Source organism: Pantoea sp. FN0307, assembly GCF_050113815.1.
Taxonomy (GTDB): Bacteria; Pseudomonadota; Gammaproteobacteria; order Enterobacterales; family Enterobacteriaceae; genus Mixta; species Mixta alhagi.
Genome location: NZ_JBNJSO010000006.1, coordinates 178,656 through 199,472, shown reverse-complemented (window position 1 = coordinate 199,472; position 20,817 = coordinate 178,656). Strand labels below are relative to the sequence as shown.

Here is a 20,817-nt window from a genome sequence, read left to right as displayed (position 1 = left end):
CCGCAGGCGAATGGGTTTTACCTTACTGGTCCAATCCGCGCTTATCCGGGCGCTCTGGATCAGCCTGTTGCTGGCTGTACTGTGGGCTGCCATTCAATGGGCGGACGCCATCGCATGATTACGCTGGAGAAACTGGTTACAGGCTATCGCGGAGAGGCGCTAAGCCAGCCGATTAGCGGACAGTTCCGGCGCGGTAGCCTGACGGCCATTATGGGCGTTAACGGCGCGGGTAAGTCCACGCTGCTTAAAACCATTGCCGGTTTGCTCACGCCGGTCAGCGGGGCGGTGCGTTTTGAGCCAGAGGGCAGGCAGATCGCCTGGCTGCCGCAGCAAAGTGAGATCGACCATCACTTTCCGCTGCGGGTGATTGAAGTGGTGGCGATGGGAAGCTGGCCAGCAAACGGCATGCTCAGGGGCATCGGCTGCAGCTTGCATGAGCGGATTGAGACGGCACTGGAGCAGGTTGGTCTGCTGGATCTGGCGGGACGGGCAATTAGCCAGCTTTCCGGCGGCCAGTTTCAGCGCATGTTGTTTGCACGCATGCTGGTGCAGGATGCGTCAGTGATCTTGCTGGATGAGCCTTTTACCGGCATCGACAGTCAGACCAGCACTTTTCTGCTGCGGGTTATCGAGAGGCTGCATGCGGAAGGCAAAACCATCCTGACCGTTTTACATAACCAGCACATGGTGGAGCATCATTTTCCGCAACTGCTCTATCTGCATGACGGGCATTACCACTGGGGAAAAACCGCTGACATTATGCCGGAAAACGCCGGGCGGCCGCTCTCGCTGGTGCGCAGCGCGGTGGGGCAGGGGGTACGTTCATGACGCAACATATCCTTGAGGCCTTTACCGCTTTTGGCTTTATGCGCCGCTCGCTGGTGGCCTGCCTGGCCTTATCGTTAAGCGTAACGCCGCTGGGTGTCTTTTTGCTGCTGCGGCGCATGAGCCTGATTGGCGATGCGCTTTCGCATGCGGTTTTACCTGGCGTGGCGGTTGGCTACCTGCTTTCCGGCATGTCGCTGTTGGCGATGGGAGCGGGGGGATTTATTGCCGGTTTGCTGGTGGCGCTGCTGGCGGGCTGGGTAAGTTCTGTGACCACGCTACGTGAAGATTCCAGCTTCGCCGGGTTCTATCTGGGATCGCTGGCGCTGGGGGTGGTGCTGGTTTCACTACGCGGTAGCGGCGTCGATCTGTTACATCTGCTGTTTGGCTCGCTGCTGGCGGTGGATCGAACGGCGCTGATCTTTATCGGCATTATCGCCACGCTAACACTGTTAACGCTGGCGTTGGGCTACCGCGCGATCGTCGCTGAAGCCTTTGATATGACATTTTTGCAAGTGCGCAGTCAGCATACTCCACGGCTGATCCATGCGCTGTTTCTGGCGCTGGTGGTGATGAATCTGGTTGCCGGGTTCCAGATCCTCGGCACGCTAATGACGGTGGGGCTGATGATGCTGCCCGCCATCGCCGCGCGCTGCTGGTCAAATCGCTTACCAATTATTTTGCTGCTGGCGGTGCTCATCGGCATGGCCAGTTCCTTTATCGGGCTTACCTGGTCCTGGTATCAGTCGATACCGGCTGGGCCAGCTATTGTCTTAACCGCCAGTCTGGGTTTCCTGATTTCGGTGCTGTTTGGCGTGGAAAAAGGTCTGTTTCGATTAACTTATAACCGGGTAAAAGGGTGAGGAAAACATGAAGTCTGTGTTGTGGAAATATTCTGTGCTGTCGTTGTTTATGGTCAGTCCGGCGCTGCTGGCAAAAACGGTCACCGCCGTCGCCAGTTTTTCGGTGCTGGCTGATATTGTGCAGCAGGTTGGCGGCGAACATGTGACGGTAACTTCGCTGGTGGGACGCAACGGCGATCCCCATGCGTTTCAGCCATCGCCCAGAGATAGCCTGGCGCTGAATAAGGCTGATGTGGTGTTTGTCAGCGGGCTGGGGCTGGAAGGCTGGATGGATCGGCTGGTCACTGCTTCCGGCTACAGGAGTAAAGTGATCACCGCTTCTGAGGGTATTCATACTCGTAGCATGGAGGAGGAGGGGCAAAAGGTAACCGATCCTCACGCCTGGAACAGCGCTAAAAACGGCGCGGTCTATGCGCGCAACGTGATGGAGGCGTTGATTGCCGCCGATCCGCAGGATAAAGCCTACTTTGAGCAGCGCGGCAATGCCTATATTCAAAAGCTGGAGAAGCTGGATGCCTGGGCCAAAGAGACCTTTGCCGCCGTACCCGCAAGCAAGCGTAAGGTATTAACCAGCCACGACGCGTTTGGTTATTTCGCCGCTGAATATGGCGTGCATTTCCTGTCACCGGTAGGCTTTTCCACCGAAGCGGAAGCCAGCGCCAGCGAAGTTGGCCGCCTGATCCAGCAGATTAAACAGGAAAAGATTAAAACCTATTTCATTGAGAATCAGACCGATCCGCGTCTGGTGAAACAGATTGCGGCGGCCAGCGGCGCGCAGCCGGGCGGCGAGCTTTATCCGGAGGCGCTCAGTGATGAAAAAGGACCGGCACCCACCTATGAAGCCGCATTTAAACATAACGTCGAGACCATTTACGCCAGTATGAAATAACGGTTATCGGCTATTTCCCAGGGAAGGCCGCTCGGCTTTCCCTTAGCAAGCTTCCAACTGTGGCACGCCAGCAGTAAAAGGCTAATCCCGCCCGCCGCTCTGCTTCTTATCCCTTGTTTTCAACGTGCGCCTGTAACGCCACAGCCGCCTTGCTTTGCTGTTTATGATCTAAAACGCAGCGATCGGATTATTTTGTCTCTCAGCAGGAAAACTGCGATGCGATGCACAGTTCCTTTTGAAACCGGTTGCAGAAAATAGTCTCGATGCCAGGATGAAACCGGTTTCAACTATTGAGCAGCAGGGAATGACCATGGGAAAAATAAGAGATTATTTTAAATTAGCCTCTGAGATTCTGAATGAGACGGGAGGGGAAACGAACCTGATCGGCTTTACCCGCTGCGCAACGCGCCTGCGGCTGGTGTTAAAAGAGGTGCCTGCCGGCGCGGTTGAAAAGGTTAAACAGCTGCCCGGCGTGATCACCGTAGTGCTTAGCGGCGGCCAGTTTCAGGTGGTTATTGGCACGCACGTCGCGGATGTTTATGATGCGCTTGCCGCCATCGTTGATCCCGATAAGCTGCAAAACAGCAGCGAGAAAAGGCGCTTTTTTGATACGGTGATCGCAACCATGTCTGCGGTATTTGCGCCGATTATCTATGTGCTGGCGGCAGCCGGTATTTTGCAGGGGATTTTGATCACCGTTAACTGGTTTCTGCCCTCGTTTCAGCAAACCGGCGCCTTTAGCGTGCTTAACTTTATCTCCTGGACGCCCTTTGCTTTCCTGCCGGTCTTTATTGCCGTTACCGCCTCTAAATTCTTTAAGTGCAATATGTTTATTGCGCTGTTCTGCTGCTGTGCGCTGATCAATCCCGACTGGGCGGTAATAGCCGCGCAGATCGCTAAAGGCGATGCGGTAACCTTTTTCTCTTTGCCGCTGGCTGAAACGGTCTATACCTCATCCGTTTTGCCGCCGCTGTTCCTGGTGCTGGGTCTTGCTTATCTGGAACGTTTTGTTGAGCGCGCATTGCCGCAGGTCATCGCCCCGCTGTTTACGCCGCTTATCTGTGCGGTGATTATGGTTCCCCTGACGTTGGTGCTGATTGGGCCGGTGACCTCTGGTCTTGCCAATGGCATCGCCTGGGGCTACAACTGGCTGTTTGACACCGCGCCCGCGCTGGCGGCGGCGGTAATTGGCGGCGTATGGCAGGTTATCGTGATCTTTGGCGTCCACTGGGGGATTACGCCCGTGGTCATGGCCAACTTTGACCTGCACGGACGCGATTCATTTCAGGCTTTTCAGACCATGGCCGTGGTCGGGCAGATGGCGGCCGCCTTCGCCTGCGCGCTGAAAGCCAGGCAACGCGGTTTTAAAACCGTGGCTTACTCTGCCGGACTGACCGGCGTGTTCGGCATTACCGAGCCTGCCATTTATGGCGTAACGCTGAAGCTGAAAAAGCCTTTTATTTGCGGCTGTATCGGCGGCGCAGTGGGGGCGATTGTCACCAGCCTGTTCGGCAGCTATTACTACGCCTATGCCGGTCTGCCGGGGCTGTTAACCATTGTGAACGCCATTAGCCCGGAAAATCCGATGTCCTTTATCGGGGAAGTTACGGGCGTGCTGGTGACAATGGCGGTAACCTTTATTCTGGTTTTCCTGGTGGGCTTTAAAGAGCCAGAAGCCAAAGCGGATGAGACGCGCGCCGCGTCGGGCCCAGCGTCCTCTGCCGCTGCCTCCAACACCGCCTCTCAAAATGCTGCCGCCCCACAGGCTGCTGTTTCCGCGACCGCGACCTTAGAGCGCGCCTCTGCAAATGTTACTTCAGCCTTAACGCTGATGAGTCCCGTGGCGGGCAAAGCGCTGCCGCTGAATGAAGTTAGCGATGAAATTTTTTCCGGTGGCCTGCTGGGCGACGGTATCGCCATCGTGCCGGAAGAGGAGACAATCGTCGCGCCCTGCGATGCTGAGGTGGCCAGTACCGTCGACAGCCATCACGCTGTAGGGTTGCTGTGCGCTAACGGCGCGGAATTGCTGATACATGTTGGCCTGGATACGGTGAAGCTCGGCGGGCAGCACTTTTCCACGCTGGTCAGCGTTGGGGATAAGGTCACGGCAGGCACGCCGCTGATCAGGTTTCAACGCCAGGACATTATCGCCGCCGGCTATGACATCACCACGCCTTTCCTGGTTATCAACGGTGAAGATTATCAGTTAACCAAATATATCCATAACGGCCCGATCGTCTCCGGCGCACCGGTAATGGCGCTCAGCTAACGATAAGTTAAAGGGTTCATCAGAACCCTTTTTATCGCCGACAACTTACTACTACCGGATGATCTTTACGCTATACTGGCGCCCGTTTTAGCCGCTCCTGTTAAAGGAGATCGTTCTCTCTATAAGCGAGGCTGTAATGGTGACAATGCTGGACGTTGCGCGCTGTGCCGGGGTATCCAAATCCACGGTATCGCGCGTACTAAATGGTAAAAACGTCGTCAGGGAGGAAGTTAAAGCGCTGGTGTATAAGGCGATTGCCGAGACGGGCTATCGTCCCAATCTGCTGGCGCAGCAGCTGGCCACGCAAAAAAGCAGCATGATTGGCCTGGTAATCACTAACGAAGTGTATAACGGTCCCTTTTTCTCTACGCTGGTTTATAACGCAGCGAAATTTTGCGAGCAGCATGACCACCGGCTTATTTTTGCTGATGGCAAACATTCCGCTGACGAAGAGATCAACGCTATCGATTTTCTGGTGCGAATGAAATGCGCCGGCATCATGGTCTATGCCCGCCATACCACCCAGGCGCAGCTGGAAAAAATCATTAATGAAAGTCCGGTGCCGGTAATGATCCTTAACCAGCGGCTTACCGTGCGTGCCGATCGCAATATTTTTATCGATCACTATCGCGGCGGTGAAATCATGATGGAATATCTGCTGAGTCAGGGACACACTCGTATTGCTTATATTTGCGGCAAAATGCCGTCTCCCAGCAATAAAGCGCGTCAGCTGGCGTGGCAGGATTACGTCAACCCGCACAGCGCCGCGCTAGTTGCTCAGGGCGACTGGAGTATGGAAAGCGGTTATCAGGCAGCGCTGACGCTAATTGATAGCGCAGAGCCTTTTACCGCGATACTGGCCGCCAACGATGACATGGCGCTGGGCGCGATCAAGGCAATTAAAGATCGTGGGCTAAGCGTGCCGCAGGATATTTCCGTCGCCGGGTTTGATAATGCCATAATCGGTCACTATTTTTCTCCGGCGCTGACCACGCTGGATACGCCAATTGAGCAAATGATCCAGTGCGCGGTAGAGCACATTCTTAACCTGTCGCCTGTTACGCCAGAGCAGGGCTTAACCGGAACCCTGGTCATCCGTGATTCTGTCGGCCCCGCGCCCGTATAAACTCTCCGTTAATGCTGCGGGCGCGTCAGCCGATAAACTCTTTTTTGCTCTCCGCGCTTATTCTCTGCATTAGCCATAAAGCCCCGTTGCCTCGCGGTCGATAACCCATGAACGCACCACACTGGAGGCGTTTTTTTATCACCACGGGAAAAATATGAAACTCAATCAGTTCAAAATCGGGCAACGTCTCGGTTTCCTTGCCACATTATTGCTGCTGGCCACGCTGTTTTGCGGGCTGCGCGGTATTAGCGTTAATGCCGAGGGGCTGGAAAAGATCAACGAAATCATGACCAGCGAAATGCGAGTGGCCGAAAGTATCGATACCGCGCGTAACGCCCAGGTGCAGTTCAAACTGCAGGTGCAGGAGTGGAAAAATATTCTGCTGCGCGGCACCCAGGGCGAAGAAACATTCAATAAATATCGTGCGGCGTTTCTAAAGCAGAGCGAGCAAACCCAGGGGTTATTGCAAAAGCTGTTAACGTTGCAGCAGGAGATCGGTATGGACCCGCAAGTAGTGCAGAAGACGCTACAGCTACATGCCAGCCTGCAACAGCAGTATATCGATGCGCTGCAACAATATGATATTTCAGATGCCAGCAGCGCCCAGCGTGTGGATCATCTGGTTTCCGGCATCGATCGCGAACCAACCAAAATGATCGACGAAGTGGTCACGCGAACCCTGGCGCATGCCCAACTGCTGAATCAGCAGATGTCAGAGCGCAGCCTGACGCAATACCAGCAGACACGTAACCTGCTCTGGCTCACGATGATTGCGGTATTGCTGGCAGGCAGCCTGATCACCTGGTGGCTGGTACGCAGCATTACTCATCCGTTGAAAGCTGCCGTATCGGTCGCGCGTACCGTGGCGTCCGGTGATTTGCAAACCGTTATCACTCCGCAGGGACGGGATGAAACCGCTGAGCTGATGACGGCGCTGCGCGAGATGAATGATAACCTGGCGTCAATTGTCGCCGGGGTACGCAACGGCACCGAAACCATCGCGACCGCTTCTATCCAGATCGCGACCGGCAGCCGTGAACTCTCTTCACGCAACGAATCACAGGCCAGCGCGCTGGAACAGACTGCCGCCTCGATGGAAGAGCTGACATCGGTGGTGAAAAACAACGCCCGCAACGCCGGTCACGCCAGCGCTATCGCCAGCGATACCAGCAAAATGGCCGGGCAGGGTGGCGAGATGGTGGATAAAGTGGTGGAAACGATGGGCGAAATCCACCAGTTTTCACGGCAGATTAACGACATTATCAGCGTTATCGACGGCATCGCTTTCCAGACCAATATTCTGGCGCTCAACGCCGCAGTAGAGGCGGCGCGAGCCGGGGTAGAGGGACGCGGTTTTGCGGTGGTCGCCGCCGAAGTGCGCGCGCTGGCGCAGCGTTCAGCCAGCGCTGCGCAGGATATTCGCCGCCTGATCGACCGCTCAGTAAGCTGTGTGGAGGAAGGCAACGAACTGGTGAAAAGCGCGGGCGAGACCATGGCGGAGATTATTACCGGCGTGAAGCGCGTTAGCGAACTGATGGAAAGCGTTTCGGCTGCCAGCGAAGAGCAGAGTACCGGCATCGATCAGGTTAACCTTGCGGTCACGCAGATGGATACCGCGACTCAGCAAAACGCCTCGCTGTCGCAGGAATCCACGGCGGCGGCGCAGTCGCTCCAGCACCAGGCGGAAAAACTGCTGGAAAGCGTTGGGGTCTTTAAACTGCGTTCATCGCAAACAGAAAGCTAATGGAATACCGTACGGGCAACAGTTGTGCCCGTACGGTATTCCATGCGCGGTTTCGCCAAAGCCACGATGTTTCGCCTCCGCTGGCCGCTTTACAGCCAGCGGGCGCGTTTCAAACGTAGATAGAGCGCCCCACAGGCCGCCAGCGTACCGCCAATCGCCAGCGGGTAGCCAAACGGCGAATGCAGCTCCGGCATACTTTCAAAGTTCATTCCATACATACTGAAAATCACCGTCGGGATCACCAGGATTGCGCCCCAGCCCGCCAGCTTTTTCACCACTTCGTTTTGCTGTACCGTCACCAGCGCCAGGTTGACATGCATGGCGTTGGTAAGAATTTCGCGCATATCATCGGTATCGGTGACCACGTGATGCGCATGATCCTGCACGTCGCGGATATAGGCGCGCAGCGGTTTAGGAATAATATTTTCATGCAGGCGAATCAGCTGGTTGCATATCTCATCAACCGGCATCGCTGCGTTACGCAGTGCCAGCAGCTGACGTCGCAGCGTATAGACCTCCTGCACTGACCGGCGATCGAATTCGGTGCGGAACATCGCGCCCTCCAGCTCGTTGATACGCCCGCTGAGCGCGGCGGTGATGTTGCTGTAGTTATCCACGATAAAGTCAAAAATGCAGTAAAGCGGAAAGCCGACCCCTTTCCCTAACAATTCGGTACGCTCTTCCGCGCGCAGGCGGATCGGCGCATAGCTGTCTGAAGCCCCGTGACGCACGGTAATCAGGAATTTTTCGCTGACAAAGAAGTGGGTTTCGCCAAATTCAATGCGGTTCTCTTCGGTCAGGTGCGCCGTTTTCAGCACAATAAATAGCGATTCGCCATACTGTTCAATCTTGGGACGCTGGTGGGCGGTAAGGGCATCCTCAATCGCCAGTTCATGCAGGCCAAATTCTTCCTGCATCTGCTTCATAAACGGCGGATCGGGTTGGTATAGCCCCAGCCAGATAAACGCATCCGGCTCATTGATAATGTCGCTGATATTTTCGGGAGCAATCACTTCTCCCCGCTCTCCGTTGCGATAAACGATACTGTTCACAACCATAGCTTACGTGGCTCCCTTTATAATCTGGTTTCTTCCCAGAATAAGGGTAGACGTTATTGTCAGCGCAGCTAAAGAAAATCTGGAAAATCACCGGCTTCGGGTCGATTGCTGGGAAACCCTAACCTCTCTGAATTAACATAGCTCACCGCCAGCATTCGGCTTTAGCGGACATTATTGATTTATGGGGTTGTTTATGGCTGTTGTAGCAGATAAAGCATCATTACCCGTTTTGTCTTCGGAAGAGTGGATTCGCATTGGACAGTGGTCAACGCTGCTGCGTGAGCTGCTGAAGGGAAAAGGAGAGATGTGGAGCGCGGCCGATGAAACGCTGTTCATCCAGTTGCAGACCGCGTTGCAGTTAACAAATAAAGAAAGGGTGGAGAGCAAAGAGCCCGTTACGCCGTAAAAGAGTGACGGCATCGCCTTTATCATGTTGCCGACAAGGAAGTTCGTTCCGGGAAATTGACGCCTGTGGATGAACCCAGGCAGCGGGCGCGCTTTCAGCTAACGGAAAGCGCGCCGCACAGGTTATTTCAGCAGAATAGCGCGGCAGCTTTTGCCCTTGATTTTGCCCTGTTTGAGCTTGATCAGCGCCGCTTTCGCCTGAGCGGCGGCGATAGCCACATAGGCGTGCGTTGGGGTTAAATCAATCTTTCCGATCAGATCGGCACTGAATCCCGCCTCGCCGGTTAGCGCACCAAGAATATCACCCGGACGGATTTTCGCTTTGCGACCACCGTCGATACAGAGCGTCATCATCGCGGCGGGCAGCGCCTGTGACGGCTGATTTTTCAGCGTAGCCGAAGAGACCCAGTTCAGCGTCTGCTGTAAATAGTCTTCCAGCGCATGCGCACGCACCATCTCGTCCGGCGCGACAAAGCTGACCGCCGTACCTTGTTCACCGGCACGCGCGGTGCGGCCAATACGGTGAACATGCACTTCCGGATCGAAAGAGAGCTGATAGTTCACTACCATCGCCAGCGCTTTGATATCCAGCCCGCGTGCGGCGACATCGGTTGCCACCAGTACCCGGCAGCTGCCGTTAGCAAAGCGGATCAGCACCCGATCGCGATCGCGCTGTTCCAGATCGCCATGCAGCGCCAGCGCACTGATATTGCTGTTCTCCAGCGCGGCGGCAATATCGTCGCACTCGCGTTTGGTATTGCAAAACACCACGCAGGAGGTGGGCTGCCGCTGGCTGAGCAGGGCGATCAGCAGCGTTAATTTTTCCCGGCTGCTCGCCTCATAAAAGTATTGTTCGATGGTTGGCAGCTCGGTGACATCTTCCGTGGCGATAGAGAGCGCATCACGCTGAAAACGCTTGCTGATGGCAATAATGCCGTGCGGCCAGGTGGCGGAAAACAGCAGCGTCTGACGCTGCGGCGGCGTATGGCTGACAATCACTTCCATATCTTCCAGGAAGCCCATCTCCAGCATGCGGTCCGCTTCATCCAGCACCAGTGAACGCAGCTGAGAAAGATCCAGCGTTTCACGCTTCAGGTGATCCAGAATACGGCCCGGCGTGCCCACCACAATATGCGGCGCATGCACCAGTGAATCGCGCTGTGCGGCTACCGGCTGGCCGCCGCACAGCGTCAGAATTTTTATATTGCGCGTAAAGCGCGCCAGGCGACGCAGCTCATTGCTGACCTGTTCAGCCAGTTCACGCGTAGGGCACAGCACCAGCGATTGGGTCTGGTATTGCGCAGTATCAATATGTTGCAGGATGCCCAGCCCAAACGCAGCGGTCTTGCCGCTGCCGGTTTTTGCCTGGGCGCGCACGTCGCGACCGTCAAGAATGGCGGGCAGAGAGGCGGCCTGAATGGGCGTCATGGCATCGAAGCCCATTTCGCGCAGGTTATCGAGCTGGCTGGCGGGCAGTTGCGTCAGGGTGGAAAAAGCAGTCACGGGAAAATCTCTAATCAGGCGGGTTTGCGGCGCTCAGTTTAACAGAAGTTGCGCGGGCCGACAGTAAAACGCGCAGCAAGGTTATGCCTGACGGTATAGGCTTTAACCAGCGGCAGAGTATTGTCAGTAAGACGATTGGCTGTCAAAGCGACTGCGTTGGGTAAAGTCTTTTTAACAATCTGGCGTAGCGGTGAGTAATGTAACTGATTGACTTTACAGCGCTTATCCAAGGTGGCTCGAAGGTTGCACAACAAACATTAGTAGAAAGATTAAATGAAAAACAAGAGGATTTATCATGGCACATCGCATTCCTGCCCATTTCGTACATACCCGTTCCACCCCGTTCTGGAATAAAGAGAGCGTGCCGCGTGCGCTGCTGACCCACCACAACACTAAAAAGGGCGTTTATGGTCGCCTTTCGGTGATGCAGGGCGCGGTGAAATATTATGGCTTTGCCAGCGAGCATGACGAAACGCCGGAAATTGAAGTGGTGATCGAGGCCGGGCATTTTGGCATCAGCCCACCGGAATACTGGCACCATGTGGAACTGCTTACCGACGACACCTATTTCAATATCGATTTCTTTGCCGATCCGGCAGAAGAGCTGCAAGGCAAGGGCATCGGTCAGGTGGTGAACACCCATAAAGGCGCATAGTTTCTTAGCCTGGCGTGTCGGCAGGCGCATCGCTACCTGCCGACGCTTATGCCAGACAGGCTTATTCCGGCAGCAAAATAGCCTGAATTTGCCGATCGCTTAAGCTAACGCCAAAAAAGTTGTGGTAAAAACGCCGCGTTTCCTGCTGCATATCAATATCCTGAAAGCGCTGCGGATAAAGCGTTTTTGCCAGCCATAAAAACTGTAATGCTTATTCTCTGGTTTTGCGGCACCATCAGAACATCCCTTGCGGGTTGACATAAACGCGATGCTGTTGCATCGCCGCAATTCCCTGCCACTGTGCGGAGTTGCGTATAATTTCGGCATCGCGCCGATTCATCGCCACCATTACATCGGGATTAGCCTGCGCCACTCAATAACGAAGCCGCGAGTATTATTCCAGTAAATAGACGTATATTTACCAACAAAAGTTGACGCCTCTCACAAAATAATATTCTGGAGGGATAACAGCCAAATTAAATAACTGTAATGTTCGTGATCTTACACAGGATATGATTGCCTCTGCGTTAACCGGAGGAGCTGTCGGAGCATTTGGCGGTAGTGTAGCTGTTCCTGTTGTCGGTTCAATTCCCGGATGGTTAGCTGGCGCCATATCTGGCGCGGGCACGGGCGCACTTACTGATGGAGCTTCCTGCTGGTGGTAGCAACGAGAACGAGATTTATTAAATCGTTATGTGGCACGATATTTTTTATAGTTGCATTCTCAATCTTTAAATATTTCACTACGGAGAATTTTTTTGACTTAAAAATTATATTCCAGATCGGAATGACTGGCGTTTTGATGGGTGCCATTTTTTACAGATTTCTATTCAAATAATAAAGGCGGGCCATCGGGCCCGCCTTTATTTGTTTTTAGCGTCCTGCTCAAATTTTTGTTAAATGGTGGAATTCGCCGCGTTGCTCGTGGTATCGGCCTGAACAGCCCCTGGTAAAGTCAGCATTAAAGCGGCAAAAGAGAATTTGTTTATTATCTGCTCACTGTCATATCAATATTTATATTACGGTGGCGAAAATTAGCACCTTTTGATTTTCATCACAAATCATGGCGGGAATAAACATCTTGACGGCGGCGACTGTTAACGGGGCGCGCCCGCAGGCCGCGGGCGCAAGAGAAAGGTTTAACGGTAATAGATAGCGACAGGCTGGCCGTGCAGGGTTTCGATATGCACACGAGTATCGAAAATCGCTTCGATAATCTCCGGTTGCATGATTTCCTGCGGTGTACCGCGATAGAGTACCTCGCCCTGTTTCATGGCGATGATATGGTCGGAATAGGCTGCGGCGAAATTGATATCATGGATCACCAGGATAATGGTTTTATGCAGCTCATCCGCAGCGCGACGCAGCTGTTTCATCATCGCCACGCTGTGTTTCATATCCAGATTATTCAGCGGTTCATCCAGCAGTACGTAATCGGTATCCTGGCACAGCACCATCGCGACGCAGGCGCGCTGACGCTGGCCGCCCGACAGCTGATCCAGATAGCGGTCTTTCAGCGGCAGCAGATCGAGAAACGCCATTGCCGTAACAATATGCTGATGATCCTCTGCGGTTAACCGCCCTTTAGACCAGGGATAGCGTCCAAAGCCGACTAAATCTTCTACCGTCAGGCGGCTGGTAAAGTGGTTTTCCTGACGCAGCACCGACAGCACTTTCGCCATCTGCTCATCGGGCGTTTTCGCCACCTCCAGGCCATTTACCCATACGCTGCCGCCGTCAGCCGTCAGCAGGCGGCTGATCACCGACAGCAGCGTGGATTTTCCTGCGCCGTTAGCGCCGATAATCGAGGTAATGCCGCCCGCCGGAATGGTTTCGCTGATGCGGTCCAGCACTTTACTGTTTTGGTAGCTTTTACAAATCTCTTTAACTTCAATCACACCGCAGCCTTTTTAATCAAAAACCAGAGGAACAGCGCGCCGCCAACGAACTCAATCACCACGGAAAGCGAACCGGCCATATGTAGCCCCCGCTCCAGAATAACCTGACCGCCGACCAGCGTAATGATGCCGATCAGCACCACGCCGGGCAGCAAATAGTGATGACGATGCGAGCCAATAAGCTGATAGCTCAGGTTTGCCACCAGCAGGCCGAAAAAGGTGAGCGGCCCGACCAGTGCGGTAGAAAGCGCCACCAGCAGCGAAACCAGCAACAGAATCCACGTAACGTGTCGACGCCACGGCACGCCCAGCCCAATCGACATATCGCGTCCCAGCGCAATCACATCCAGGCTGTGACGCATCCGCCACACCAGCAGCGCTACCGCCAGCACCGCCACGGCGGAAATTGCGATGATCTCCGGCGCCGCGCGGGTAAAGGTAGCGAAAATACGGCTTTGCAAAATAGCGAATTCGCCCGGCTCCAGCAGACGCTGCAGCAGGCCGGAAATGCTGCGAAACAGCGTGCCGCACACCAGGCCCACCAGCAGCACCATATGGAGATTGATACCGATCCTGCCCAGCAGCCAGCGGTAAAGGAAAGTGGAAAACAGCACCAGCAGCGCCGCTTCACAGATAAACTGCCCCACCGTGCCCAGCATCTTTAAGCCGTTAGCATCAATAAAAAAGATCAGCATGGTCTGGATCAGAATAAACAGCGTCTCCAGTCCCATTACCGAAGGGGTCAGGATGCGGTTGTTGGTGACGGTTTGAAACAGCAGCGTGGCAATGCCAGAGGCGAAGGCCACCAGCAGCATAGTGGCGAGGATCAGGCCGCGATGCATCAGAATATAGTTAATATTGCCGCCAAGGTTGATGGTCATAAACAGCACAATGGAGAGCAGCGCCAGCGCGCTTAAACCCATTAACCGTTTAGCGGGTGTAGCAAAGCAGAGACGCAGCGAACGCCGCGCCGGTCGCATTATGGAACTGTCAGCCTGCATAGCGGCGGCTCCTTAAAATCAACAGCAGAAATATCGCCGCGCCCAGGCAGCCGAGGATCACGCTAACCGGGATCTCCCACGGAAAACTGATCAAACGACCAATGATATCGCACAGCACCACCAGCCCGCCGCCGCACAGCGCTACCCACGGAATGGTGCGGCGCAGGTTATCGCCGATGGCCATGCTTACCACATTGGGTACGATCAGACCAAGGAAGGGCAGTACGCCCACCACCACGATCACCACGCCGCTGATCAGCGCAATAATCGCCATACCGAGAAAGACCACCTGGCGATAGTTCAGGCCGACGTTAACCGCGAATTCCCGCCCCATCCCGGCGACGGTAAAGCGGTCAGCGATAACACAGGCCAGCACGGTTAAGATGCCGGTCAGCCACAGCAGCTCGTAGCGGCCCTGCAGTACGCCGGAAAAGTCTCCTGCTTCCCAGCCGCCCAGCGACTGCAGCAGATCAAACTCCATCGCCAGAAAGGTGGTCACCGCGCTGAAAATTGCGCCCAGCATAATGCCGGTAAGCGGCACCATCAGCGGCGTTTTAATCCGCATCCGCTGCAGTACCAGCAAAAACAGGCCGGTGCCTGCCAGTGCAAACAGCGTGGCGACGCCCATCTTTACTATTACCGGCGCGGCAGGATTGACGATCATCACCAGCAGCAGGCCAAGGCTGGCGGACTGCGTGGTGCCAGCAATGGAAGGCTCAACGAAGCGATTCTGCGTCAGCATCTGCATAATCAGCCCGGCCACGCTGACCGCGCTGCCGGCCAGCAGCAGGGCGAGGGTGCGCGGCACGCGGCTGAGAAAGAAAACGTCGCGCACTTCCGCATCGCTCCACAGTCGGGAGAGGGTAATGGGGCTAACGCCGACAAACAGACTCCAGGTCATCAGGCCCAGCAAAATGACCAGGCCTGCGACAAAGCTGAAACTCTTCATTAGGTTAATGATTACTCGCTTTCAGCGCTGTCCGTGGCGCTTTCTGTGTCAGCGCCGGTGCTTTCCATCGTGCCGTTAGCGCTTTCCATGGCGGCGCTGGCGCTCTGCTGTGACGCGCTGGCATCGTTCAGCATGGTGCTGATGTTATCCATCAGGCGCGTATAGCTCTGAATACCGCCAGCGATATAGAGCGACGAGGAATCAAGGTAGACGATATGTTTGTTCTGCCAGGCTTTGGTTTTATGAATCAGTGCGTTATCCAGCACCTGCTGAGCAGATTCCCCTTCGGCGCGGCCAATGGCGCTGTCGCGATCCAGTACAAACAGCCAGTCAGGATCGGTATTCATAATAAATTCAGATGCCACCACGTTGCCGTGCTTGCCCGCCTGAGAAAAGGTGGCCGCAGGCTTAAAGCCCAGCTCGTCGAAGATAAAGCCAAAGCGGGAGCCTGGCGCATAAGCAGACATTTTGCCGCCGCTTACCATGATCACCATAGCGTTGCCGGCATGCTCAGCTTTTTCGCGCAGGGCAGCGATTTTTGCCGTAAAGGCATCGGTCAGCGCTTTCGCTTCTTGCTGCTTGTTAAAGATCTCACCCAGTTGCCCTACGCGTTGGATCAGACTTTGCGTGAACTGTTTGGTATCGACGTCCAGCGCAATGGTCGGCGCGATCGCGCTGAGCTTATCGTAGGCGTCGTGGGCGCGGCCGCCCGCAATAATCAGGTCAGGTTTGGCATTGCTGATGGCTTCAAAATCTGGCTCAAACAGCGTACCGGCATTCAGGTAAGCGTCGCCCTGATATTTCGCCAGGAAAGCGGGCAGGTGCGTACTGTTTTTCGGCACGCCGGCGACCGGGATCTGTAATGCATCGATGTTATCCAGCGTGGAGGGATTCAACACAATGACTTTTTTCGGTGCCTGAGCAACCTCGGTGGTGCCCTGCGCATGCTCAACTTTAAGGGTATTGGCTGAGGCAGCGGTTTGTGCCGTAGTGTCATCACATCCGGTAAGCGCTAAGGCAGAAGCCAGAATCGTAGTGGTAAAGAGGGCAGACAGACGCATTTTCTCTCCTGAAAATGTTAACAGAACAAAAGTAACTGTTAATGCATATGATTCGCATTCTTGATGCAGCGCCCGAATCATACCGCCGTCTCGCCAGCTTGAACAGCACTCTGTCGCCGCTCTCATCCGGGAAAAAAGAGCAGAATTCGGTAACCAGAAGCGGCCACTTAATCAGCTAAAATAATTTATATAATTGTAATTAAAGAATTTTTATCGAGATGGTATAGGTTTGCTGTTTTTTATAGCGGTGAATTATGGAGATTTTGTGAAGATTAGTGTTTAGGGAGTGTAATGCAAATAATTATCGTTATCATGCATGCGCAGAAACAACCTTATACATTTAACAGGGATTAGTAGCATGATTCATACAAAACCTTTTCAGATGCGTCCTTGTGCACTGTTATTACTGCTTTGCTTTAACGGTAGCGCCCTGGCGGCTGATGAAACGCCAGCGGACGAAGGCGTAATGACGGTGCGCGCCACGGCAGAAGAAGAACTCAAACAGCAGCCTGGCGTTTCGATTATCACTGCTAAAGACATCGAAAAAAGCCCGCCCGTAAACGATCTCTCTGACATTATCCGTAAGATGCCGGGCGTTAATCTGACCGGTAACAGCGCCAACGGCAGCCGTGGCAATAACCGCCAAATTGATATTCGCGGCATGGGCCCGGAAAATACCCTGATTTTAATTGATGGCGTGCCGACTACCTCGCGTAATGCGGTGCGCTATAGCTGGCGCGGCGAGCGCGATACGCGCGGCGATACCAACTGGGTGCCGCCGGAAATGGTGGAACGCATTGAAGTATTACGTGGTCCGGCGGCGGCGCGCTATGGCTCCGGCGCGGCGGGAGGCGTGATTAATATCACAACCAAACGTCCGACCAACGACTGGCACGGCAGTATGTCGCTGTTTACCAGCCAGCCGGAAGATAACAAAGAGGGGGCGACCAAACGCACTAATTTCAGCCTCAGCGGACCGCTGGCGGGCGATGCGCTGACTATGCGTCTCTACGGCAACATCAACAAAACCGACGCCGACGCCTGGGATATCAATAATGCGCAGAATGGCTCTTTTGCCGCCGGACGCGAAGGGGTGCGCAACAAAGACATTAACGGCTTGCTTTCATGGAAGCTGTCCCCAACCCAGATCGTGGATTTTAATTATGGTTATAGCCGTCAGGGCAATATCTACGCGGGCGATACCCAGTACAGCAACGGTAATATCAGTCCCGGAAACCTGATCCAGACGCTTTACGGCCACGAAACCAACCGCATGTACCGTCAGTCTTACGGCATTACCCATAACGGCATCTGGGACTGGGGGCAGTCGCGCCTGGGCTTTACCTATGAAAAAACCAATAATACCCGACTGCAGGAAGGCGCAGGCGGCAGAGTTGAAGGGATGATTAACAGCACCCAATTTAAAACCAGCCGTCTGGAAAACTACCGTGCCAACGGCGAAATTAACCTGCCGCTGGATCTGCTGGTAGAGCAAAATATTACGCTGGGCGCGGAATGGAACCGTGAAGAGCTGAACGATCCGGCGTCCACCTCAATGCTGAACGTTGGCGATATCGATATTGGCGGTGTCTCTGGCGATCCGGCGAAGCGCAACAGCAAAAACAATGCGGATCTCAGCGCCGTTTATTTTGAAGATAATATCGAGCCGCTGGCAGGGACGAACCTGATCCCTGGCCTGCGCCTGGATCATCACAGCAAGTTTGGCAACAACTGGAGCCCCAGCCTGAACTTGTCACAGGCGCTGGGCGACTATTTCAAGCTGAAGGCGGGCATTGCGCGCGTCTTTAAAGCGCCCAATCTTTATCAGTCCAGTGAAGGCTATCTGCTTTCCACCAGGGGCAACGGCTGTCCGCTCGGTATCAAACGTCAGTGCTACCTGATGGGCAATAATGATCTCGACCCGGAAGTGAGCGTGAATAAAGAGATCGGGCTTGAGTTTACCAATGAAGGCTACAATGCCGGTATTACCTGGTTCCGCAACGATTACAAAAACAAAATTGTTTCCGGCACCGAGCTGGTTGGCATCGCCAGCAATGGCTACCATGTACTGCGTTGGGAAAACGGCGGCAAGGCGGTAGTGGAAGGGCTGGAAGGCAACCTGGTGATCCCGGTGGTGGAAGATACCCTGAGCTGGCGCACCAATGTCACTTATATGATCACCTCGGAAGATAAAGAGACCGGCAACCCGCTGTCGATTATCCCGAAATATACCATCAACACCATGCTGGACTATCAGGTCACCGATAAGCTCTCGGCGAATGTTAACTGGACGATGTACGGTCGTCAGAAGCCGCGTGCCTATGCGGAAATCAATAAAGAGCAAAAAGACGGCATGTCAGATAAAGAGGTCGGCGCCTATTCTGTGGTTGGCCTGAACGTTAACTATGATCTGATGAAAGATTTACGGCTGAACGCCGGGATCAGCAACCTGCTGGATAAACGCGTTTACCGTGAAAACGATGGGGCTTCCACTTACAACGAGCCGGGTCGCGCATATTACGCGGGCGTCACTCTTTCTTTCTGATTTCCACTATTTCACTCTCCCGGAGCCTGCTTTAACAGCGGGCTTTTTTATTTGCCGGTGGGAGAAAATACAAGTTAAATGGTTTACTGATGTCACTATTAACCTGGGAAACAAAAAGCGAACGGTACTATTTCACTAACACTTATTTTGCCTGATGGTGCAAAAAACTCACGCTGAGCAGGCAAATAAATAGATTATTTATGTTTGTGGAATAATAAATTTTTCTCTAACTAAAATAATTAAAGAATCGTCTTTTTTTTCGCTATCGGTGAAACTTTAATTGTTTAGCTGTTATTCTGTGCGCCATTAAAAATAAGATTAATCTCATTCACCATTTGGCCCTTAATGATGGCAAAGACAAGGAAAAGAGTCGCGCTGGCCGCTGCGTTATTCCTGGCGAACGCCCACGCGGCGCTGCTTTCGCCTGCGGATCGCAATCAGGTTGAGTTTGAACAGCAGCGGCTGCTGCAGCAAAACCAACAGCAGCGCGATGAGTTACAGCGCAGCACCGACACCGATACGCATTTGCCCATCAGCGCTGCGCCCGGTGAGGCACCCGATGGCTGTATCGCCGTGCAGCAGATCATTATTGAACAGGCCACACGGCTTAGCAAAAAACAACAACAACGGTTAACAGCCCCTTATTCTGGCTACTGCCTGGGCATGCCGCAAATTAATCAGCTGATCCGTGATGTATCGCAGTGGTATATCAGCCGGGGCTATATTACCAGCCGCGCCTTTATTACTGAACAGAACCTTGCCAGCGGTCAGCTGCATATTACCGTGCTGGAAGGAAAACTACAGGCAATTCGTCTGAACGGCGGCGATGCGCGCCAGTTAAGTATGGCGTTCCCGGGTCTGGTCGGCAAACTGCTTAATCTGCGTGATATTGAACAGGGCATGGAGCAAATTAACCGGCTGCGCACCACACCGGTTCAGATTGAGATATTGCCTGGCGATAACCCCGGCTACTCGATTGTTAATTTAACCGCCACGCCGGAATTCCCGCTCACCGCCTCGCTGAGCTTTGATAACAGCGGGCAAAAAAGCACCGGCATGGGGCAGCTTAACGGCTCGCTGACGGCTAATAACCCGTTGGGCCTGGCGGATAAATGGTTTATCAGCGGTGGCCGCAGCAGCGCTTTCTCTCACGCGCGCGATGCGCAAAACGTTCAGGCTGGCGTCAGCGTGCCTTACGGCTACGGCCTGCTGGATTACAGCTACAGCTGGAGCGATTACCGCAGCACCATCAATAACAACGGCTTTAACTGGCTATCACACGGCGACAGCCAGGCGCATCGTCTCTCCGGCTCCTGGGTGCTGTTTCGCAACGGCGATATCAAAACCGGCCTGATGGCGGGCATAAGCCAGCGCAGCAGCCATAACTGGCTGAACGACACCTTGCTGCACAGCAGTAGCCGTCGCCTGACCAGTTTTCAGCTTGGTATCAATCATACGCAGAAAATCGCAGGCGGCGTTGCCACCTTTAATCCCACCTTCAGTCGCGGCATGCCCTGGTTTGATGCCGAACATGACGCAGGGAAAAGCGGCGATCTGCCGAAGGCGGCATTTCGTAAATGGAGCCTGAACGCCAGTTTTCAGCGTCCGCTTACTCAGGATCTCTGGTGGCTGACCAGCGCCTATGCACAGTGGTCGCCGGACCGGCTGTACGGCAGCGAGCGCCTGACAATTGGCGGCGAAAGCTCGGTGCGCGGCTTTAAAGAGCAATATCTCTCTGGCGATAACGGCGGCTACTGGCGCAACGAACTCAACTATCGCCTTTTCACCCTGCCATATATCGGCGACGTGAGCAGCACGCTGGCGCTGGACGGCGGCTGGCTGCAAAAGGATGCGCAGGATCCCTGGGCAGCCGGCACGCTGTGGGGCGGCGCCGTCGGGCTTGGCAGCCGTAATCGCTACTTTTCTACCCAGTTCACGCTTGGCGTTCCGCTTAGCTATCCCGGCTGGCTGGCACCGGATCATCTCAGCATTAACTATCAGGTCGCTTTGGTTTTTTAAGAGGCAA

At 54.3% G+C, this 20,817-nt stretch carries 15 protein-coding genes and 2 pseudogenes; 10 read left to right on the top strand and 7 right to left on the bottom strand.

The genetic code is table 11. From position 1 onward, the window contains the following. Positions 1-81 precede the first annotated feature (81 nt). The 6 genes from ACQE3Z_RS16975 (at position 82) to ACQE3Z_RS16950 (ending at position 7,716) form a co-directional block, all read left to right on the top strand. Positions 82-828 carry a metal ABC transporter ATP-binding protein gene (locus tag ACQE3Z_RS16975; RefSeq protein ID WP_426974688.1) on the top strand — a complete coding sequence of 249 codons (747 nt, stop codon included), beginning with the start codon at positions 82-84 and terminating at the stop codon, positions 826-828. Then, entirely contained in the window at positions 825-1,688 is an 864-nt protein-coding gene (locus ACQE3Z_RS16970) for a metal ABC transporter permease (RefSeq protein ID WP_426974687.1), read from the top strand. The genes ACQE3Z_RS16975 and ACQE3Z_RS16970 overlap by 4 nt, the downstream gene beginning before the upstream one ends. A gap of 7 nt (positions 1,689-1,695) precedes the next feature. Continuing rightward, positions 1,696-2,577 (top strand): metal ABC transporter substrate-binding protein, encoded by an 882-nt coding sequence (locus ACQE3Z_RS16965; RefSeq protein ID WP_426974686.1) that lies wholly within the window; start codon positions 1,696-1,698, stop codon positions 2,575-2,577. 271 nt (positions 2,578-2,848) lie between these two features. Next, positions 2,849-4,846: a glucose PTS transporter subunit IIA gene (locus ACQE3Z_RS16960; RefSeq protein ID WP_426974685.1), complete on the top strand. Its 1,998-nt coding sequence runs from the start codon at positions 2,849-2,851 to the stop codon at positions 4,844-4,846. 136 nt (positions 4,847-4,982) lie between these two features. After that, on the top strand, positions 4,983-5,972 hold the full coding sequence (locus tag ACQE3Z_RS16955) for a LacI family DNA-binding transcriptional regulator (protein WP_426974684.1): 990 nt from the start codon (positions 4,983-4,985) through the stop codon (positions 5,970-5,972). Positions 5,973-6,126: 154 nt separating this feature from the next. After that, a complete protein-coding gene (locus tag ACQE3Z_RS16950; protein WP_426974683.1) occupies positions 6,127-7,716 on the top strand; it encodes a methyl-accepting chemotaxis protein in 1,590 nt (529 codons plus the stop codon). Positions 7,717-7,805: 89 nt separating this feature from the next. Here ACQE3Z_RS16950 and ACQE3Z_RS16945 read toward each other — a convergent pair whose 3' ends face one another. Beyond that, positions 7,806-8,774: a magnesium and cobalt transport protein CorA gene (locus tag ACQE3Z_RS16945; RefSeq protein WP_426974682.1), complete on the bottom strand. Its 969-nt coding sequence runs from the start codon at positions 8,772-8,774 to the stop codon at positions 7,806-7,808. A 193-nt stretch (positions 8,775-8,967) separates the two neighbouring features. Between ACQE3Z_RS16945 and ACQE3Z_RS16940 the strand changes: the two genes are divergently transcribed. Then, complete coding sequence (locus tag ACQE3Z_RS16940; protein WP_426974681.1) at positions 8,968-9,180, top strand: hypothetical protein; 213 nt, start codon at positions 8,968-8,970, stop codon at positions 9,178-9,180. Between the two features lie 122 nt (positions 9,181-9,302). Here the strand turns inward: ACQE3Z_RS16940 and dbpA are convergent, their stop codons facing one another. After that, positions 9,303-10,682, bottom strand: a complete 1,380-nt coding sequence (gene dbpA, locus ACQE3Z_RS16935) for an ATP-dependent RNA helicase DbpA (protein ID WP_250651994.1) — start codon at positions 10,680-10,682, stop codon at positions 9,303-9,305. A 295-nt stretch (positions 10,683-10,977) separates the two neighbouring features. On the opposite strand from dbpA, the gene ACQE3Z_RS16930 reads away from it, so the two are divergent. Further along, positions 10,978-11,337, top strand: a complete 360-nt coding sequence (locus ACQE3Z_RS16930; RefSeq protein ID WP_426974680.1) for a DUF1971 domain-containing protein — start codon at positions 10,978-10,980, stop codon at positions 11,335-11,337. 61 nt (positions 11,338-11,398) lie between these two features. Here the strand turns inward: ACQE3Z_RS16930 and ACQE3Z_RS16925 are convergent. From ACQE3Z_RS16925 to ACQE3Z_RS16905, 5 genes and pseudogenes are all read right to left on the bottom strand, one after another. Beyond that, positions 11,399-11,710 (bottom strand): annotated as a pseudogene (locus tag ACQE3Z_RS16925) (ABC transporter substrate-binding protein); the annotation flags it as partial. A 766-nt stretch (positions 11,711-12,476) separates the two neighbouring features. After that, positions 12,477-13,235, bottom strand: a complete 759-nt coding sequence (locus ACQE3Z_RS16920) for an ABC transporter ATP-binding protein (RefSeq protein ID WP_426974679.1) — start codon at positions 13,233-13,235, stop codon at positions 12,477-12,479. Further along, a complete protein-coding gene (locus tag ACQE3Z_RS16915) occupies positions 13,232-14,215 on the bottom strand; it encodes an iron chelate uptake ABC transporter family permease subunit (RefSeq protein WP_250652674.1) in 984 nt (327 codons plus the stop codon). Before ACQE3Z_RS16915 ends, ACQE3Z_RS16920 begins: the two co-directional genes overlap by 4 nt. 10 nt (positions 14,216-14,225) lie before the next feature. Next, entirely contained in the window at positions 14,226-15,185 is a 960-nt protein-coding gene (locus tag ACQE3Z_RS16910) for an ABC transporter permease (RefSeq protein ID WP_426974678.1), read from the bottom strand. Between the two features lie 107 nt (positions 15,186-15,292). Next, positions 15,293-16,246, bottom strand: a pseudogene (locus ACQE3Z_RS16905) (siderophore ABC transporter substrate-binding protein); the annotation flags it as partial. 358 nt (positions 16,247-16,604) lie between these two features. On the opposite strand from ACQE3Z_RS16905, the gene ACQE3Z_RS16900 reads away from it, so the two are divergent. After that, positions 16,605-18,791, top strand: coding sequence for a TonB-dependent siderophore receptor (locus ACQE3Z_RS16900; protein ID WP_426974677.1), 2,187 nt, complete (start codon positions 16,605-16,607; stop codon positions 18,789-18,791). A 345-nt stretch (positions 18,792-19,136) separates the two neighbouring features. Further along, positions 19,137-20,810, top strand: coding sequence for a ShlB/FhaC/HecB family hemolysin secretion/activation protein (locus ACQE3Z_RS16895; RefSeq protein WP_426974676.1), 1,674 nt, complete (start codon positions 19,137-19,139; stop codon positions 20,808-20,810). Positions 20,811-20,817: the final 7 nt, after the last annotated feature.

Coding starts and splice junctions, on each gene's coding strand:
- ACQE3Z_RS16970 (WP_426974687.1), top strand. CDS start 825: ATGACGCAACATATCCTTGAGGCCTTTACCGCTTTTGGCTTTATGCGC.
- ACQE3Z_RS16965 (WP_426974686.1), top strand. CDS start 1,696: ATGAAGTCTGTGTTGTGGAAATATTCTGTGCTGTCGTTGTTTATGGTC.
- ACQE3Z_RS16960 (WP_426974685.1), top strand. CDS start 2,849: ATGAAACCGGTTTCAACTATTGAGCAGCAGGGAATGACCATGGGAAAA.
- ACQE3Z_RS16955 (WP_426974684.1), top strand. CDS start 4,983: ATGGTGACAATGCTGGACGTTGCGCGCTGTGCCGGGGTATCCAAATCC.
- ACQE3Z_RS16950 (WP_426974683.1), top strand. CDS start 6,127: ATGAAACTCAATCAGTTCAAAATCGGGCAACGTCTCGGTTTCCTTGCC.
- ACQE3Z_RS16945 (WP_426974682.1), bottom strand. CDS start 8,774: ATGGTTGTGAACAGTATCGTTTATCGCAACGGAGAGCGGGGAGAAGTG.
- ACQE3Z_RS16940 (WP_426974681.1), top strand. CDS start 8,968: ATGGCTGTTGTAGCAGATAAAGCATCATTACCCGTTTTGTCTTCGGAA.
- ACQE3Z_RS16930 (WP_426974680.1), top strand. CDS start 10,978: ATGGCACATCGCATTCCTGCCCATTTCGTACATACCCGTTCCACCCCG.
- ACQE3Z_RS16915 (WP_250652674.1), bottom strand. CDS start 14,215: ATGCGACCGGCGCGGCGTTCGCTGCGTCTCTGCTTTGCTACACCCGCT.
- ACQE3Z_RS16910 (WP_426974678.1), bottom strand. CDS start 15,185: ATGAAGAGTTTCAGCTTTGTCGCAGGCCTGGTCATTTTGCTGGGCCTG.
- ACQE3Z_RS16900 (WP_426974677.1), top strand. CDS start 16,605: ATGATTCATACAAAACCTTTTCAGATGCGTCCTTGTGCACTGTTATTA.
- ACQE3Z_RS16895 (WP_426974676.1), top strand. CDS start 19,137: ATGATGGCAAAGACAAGGAAAAGAGTCGCGCTGGCCGCTGCGTTATTC.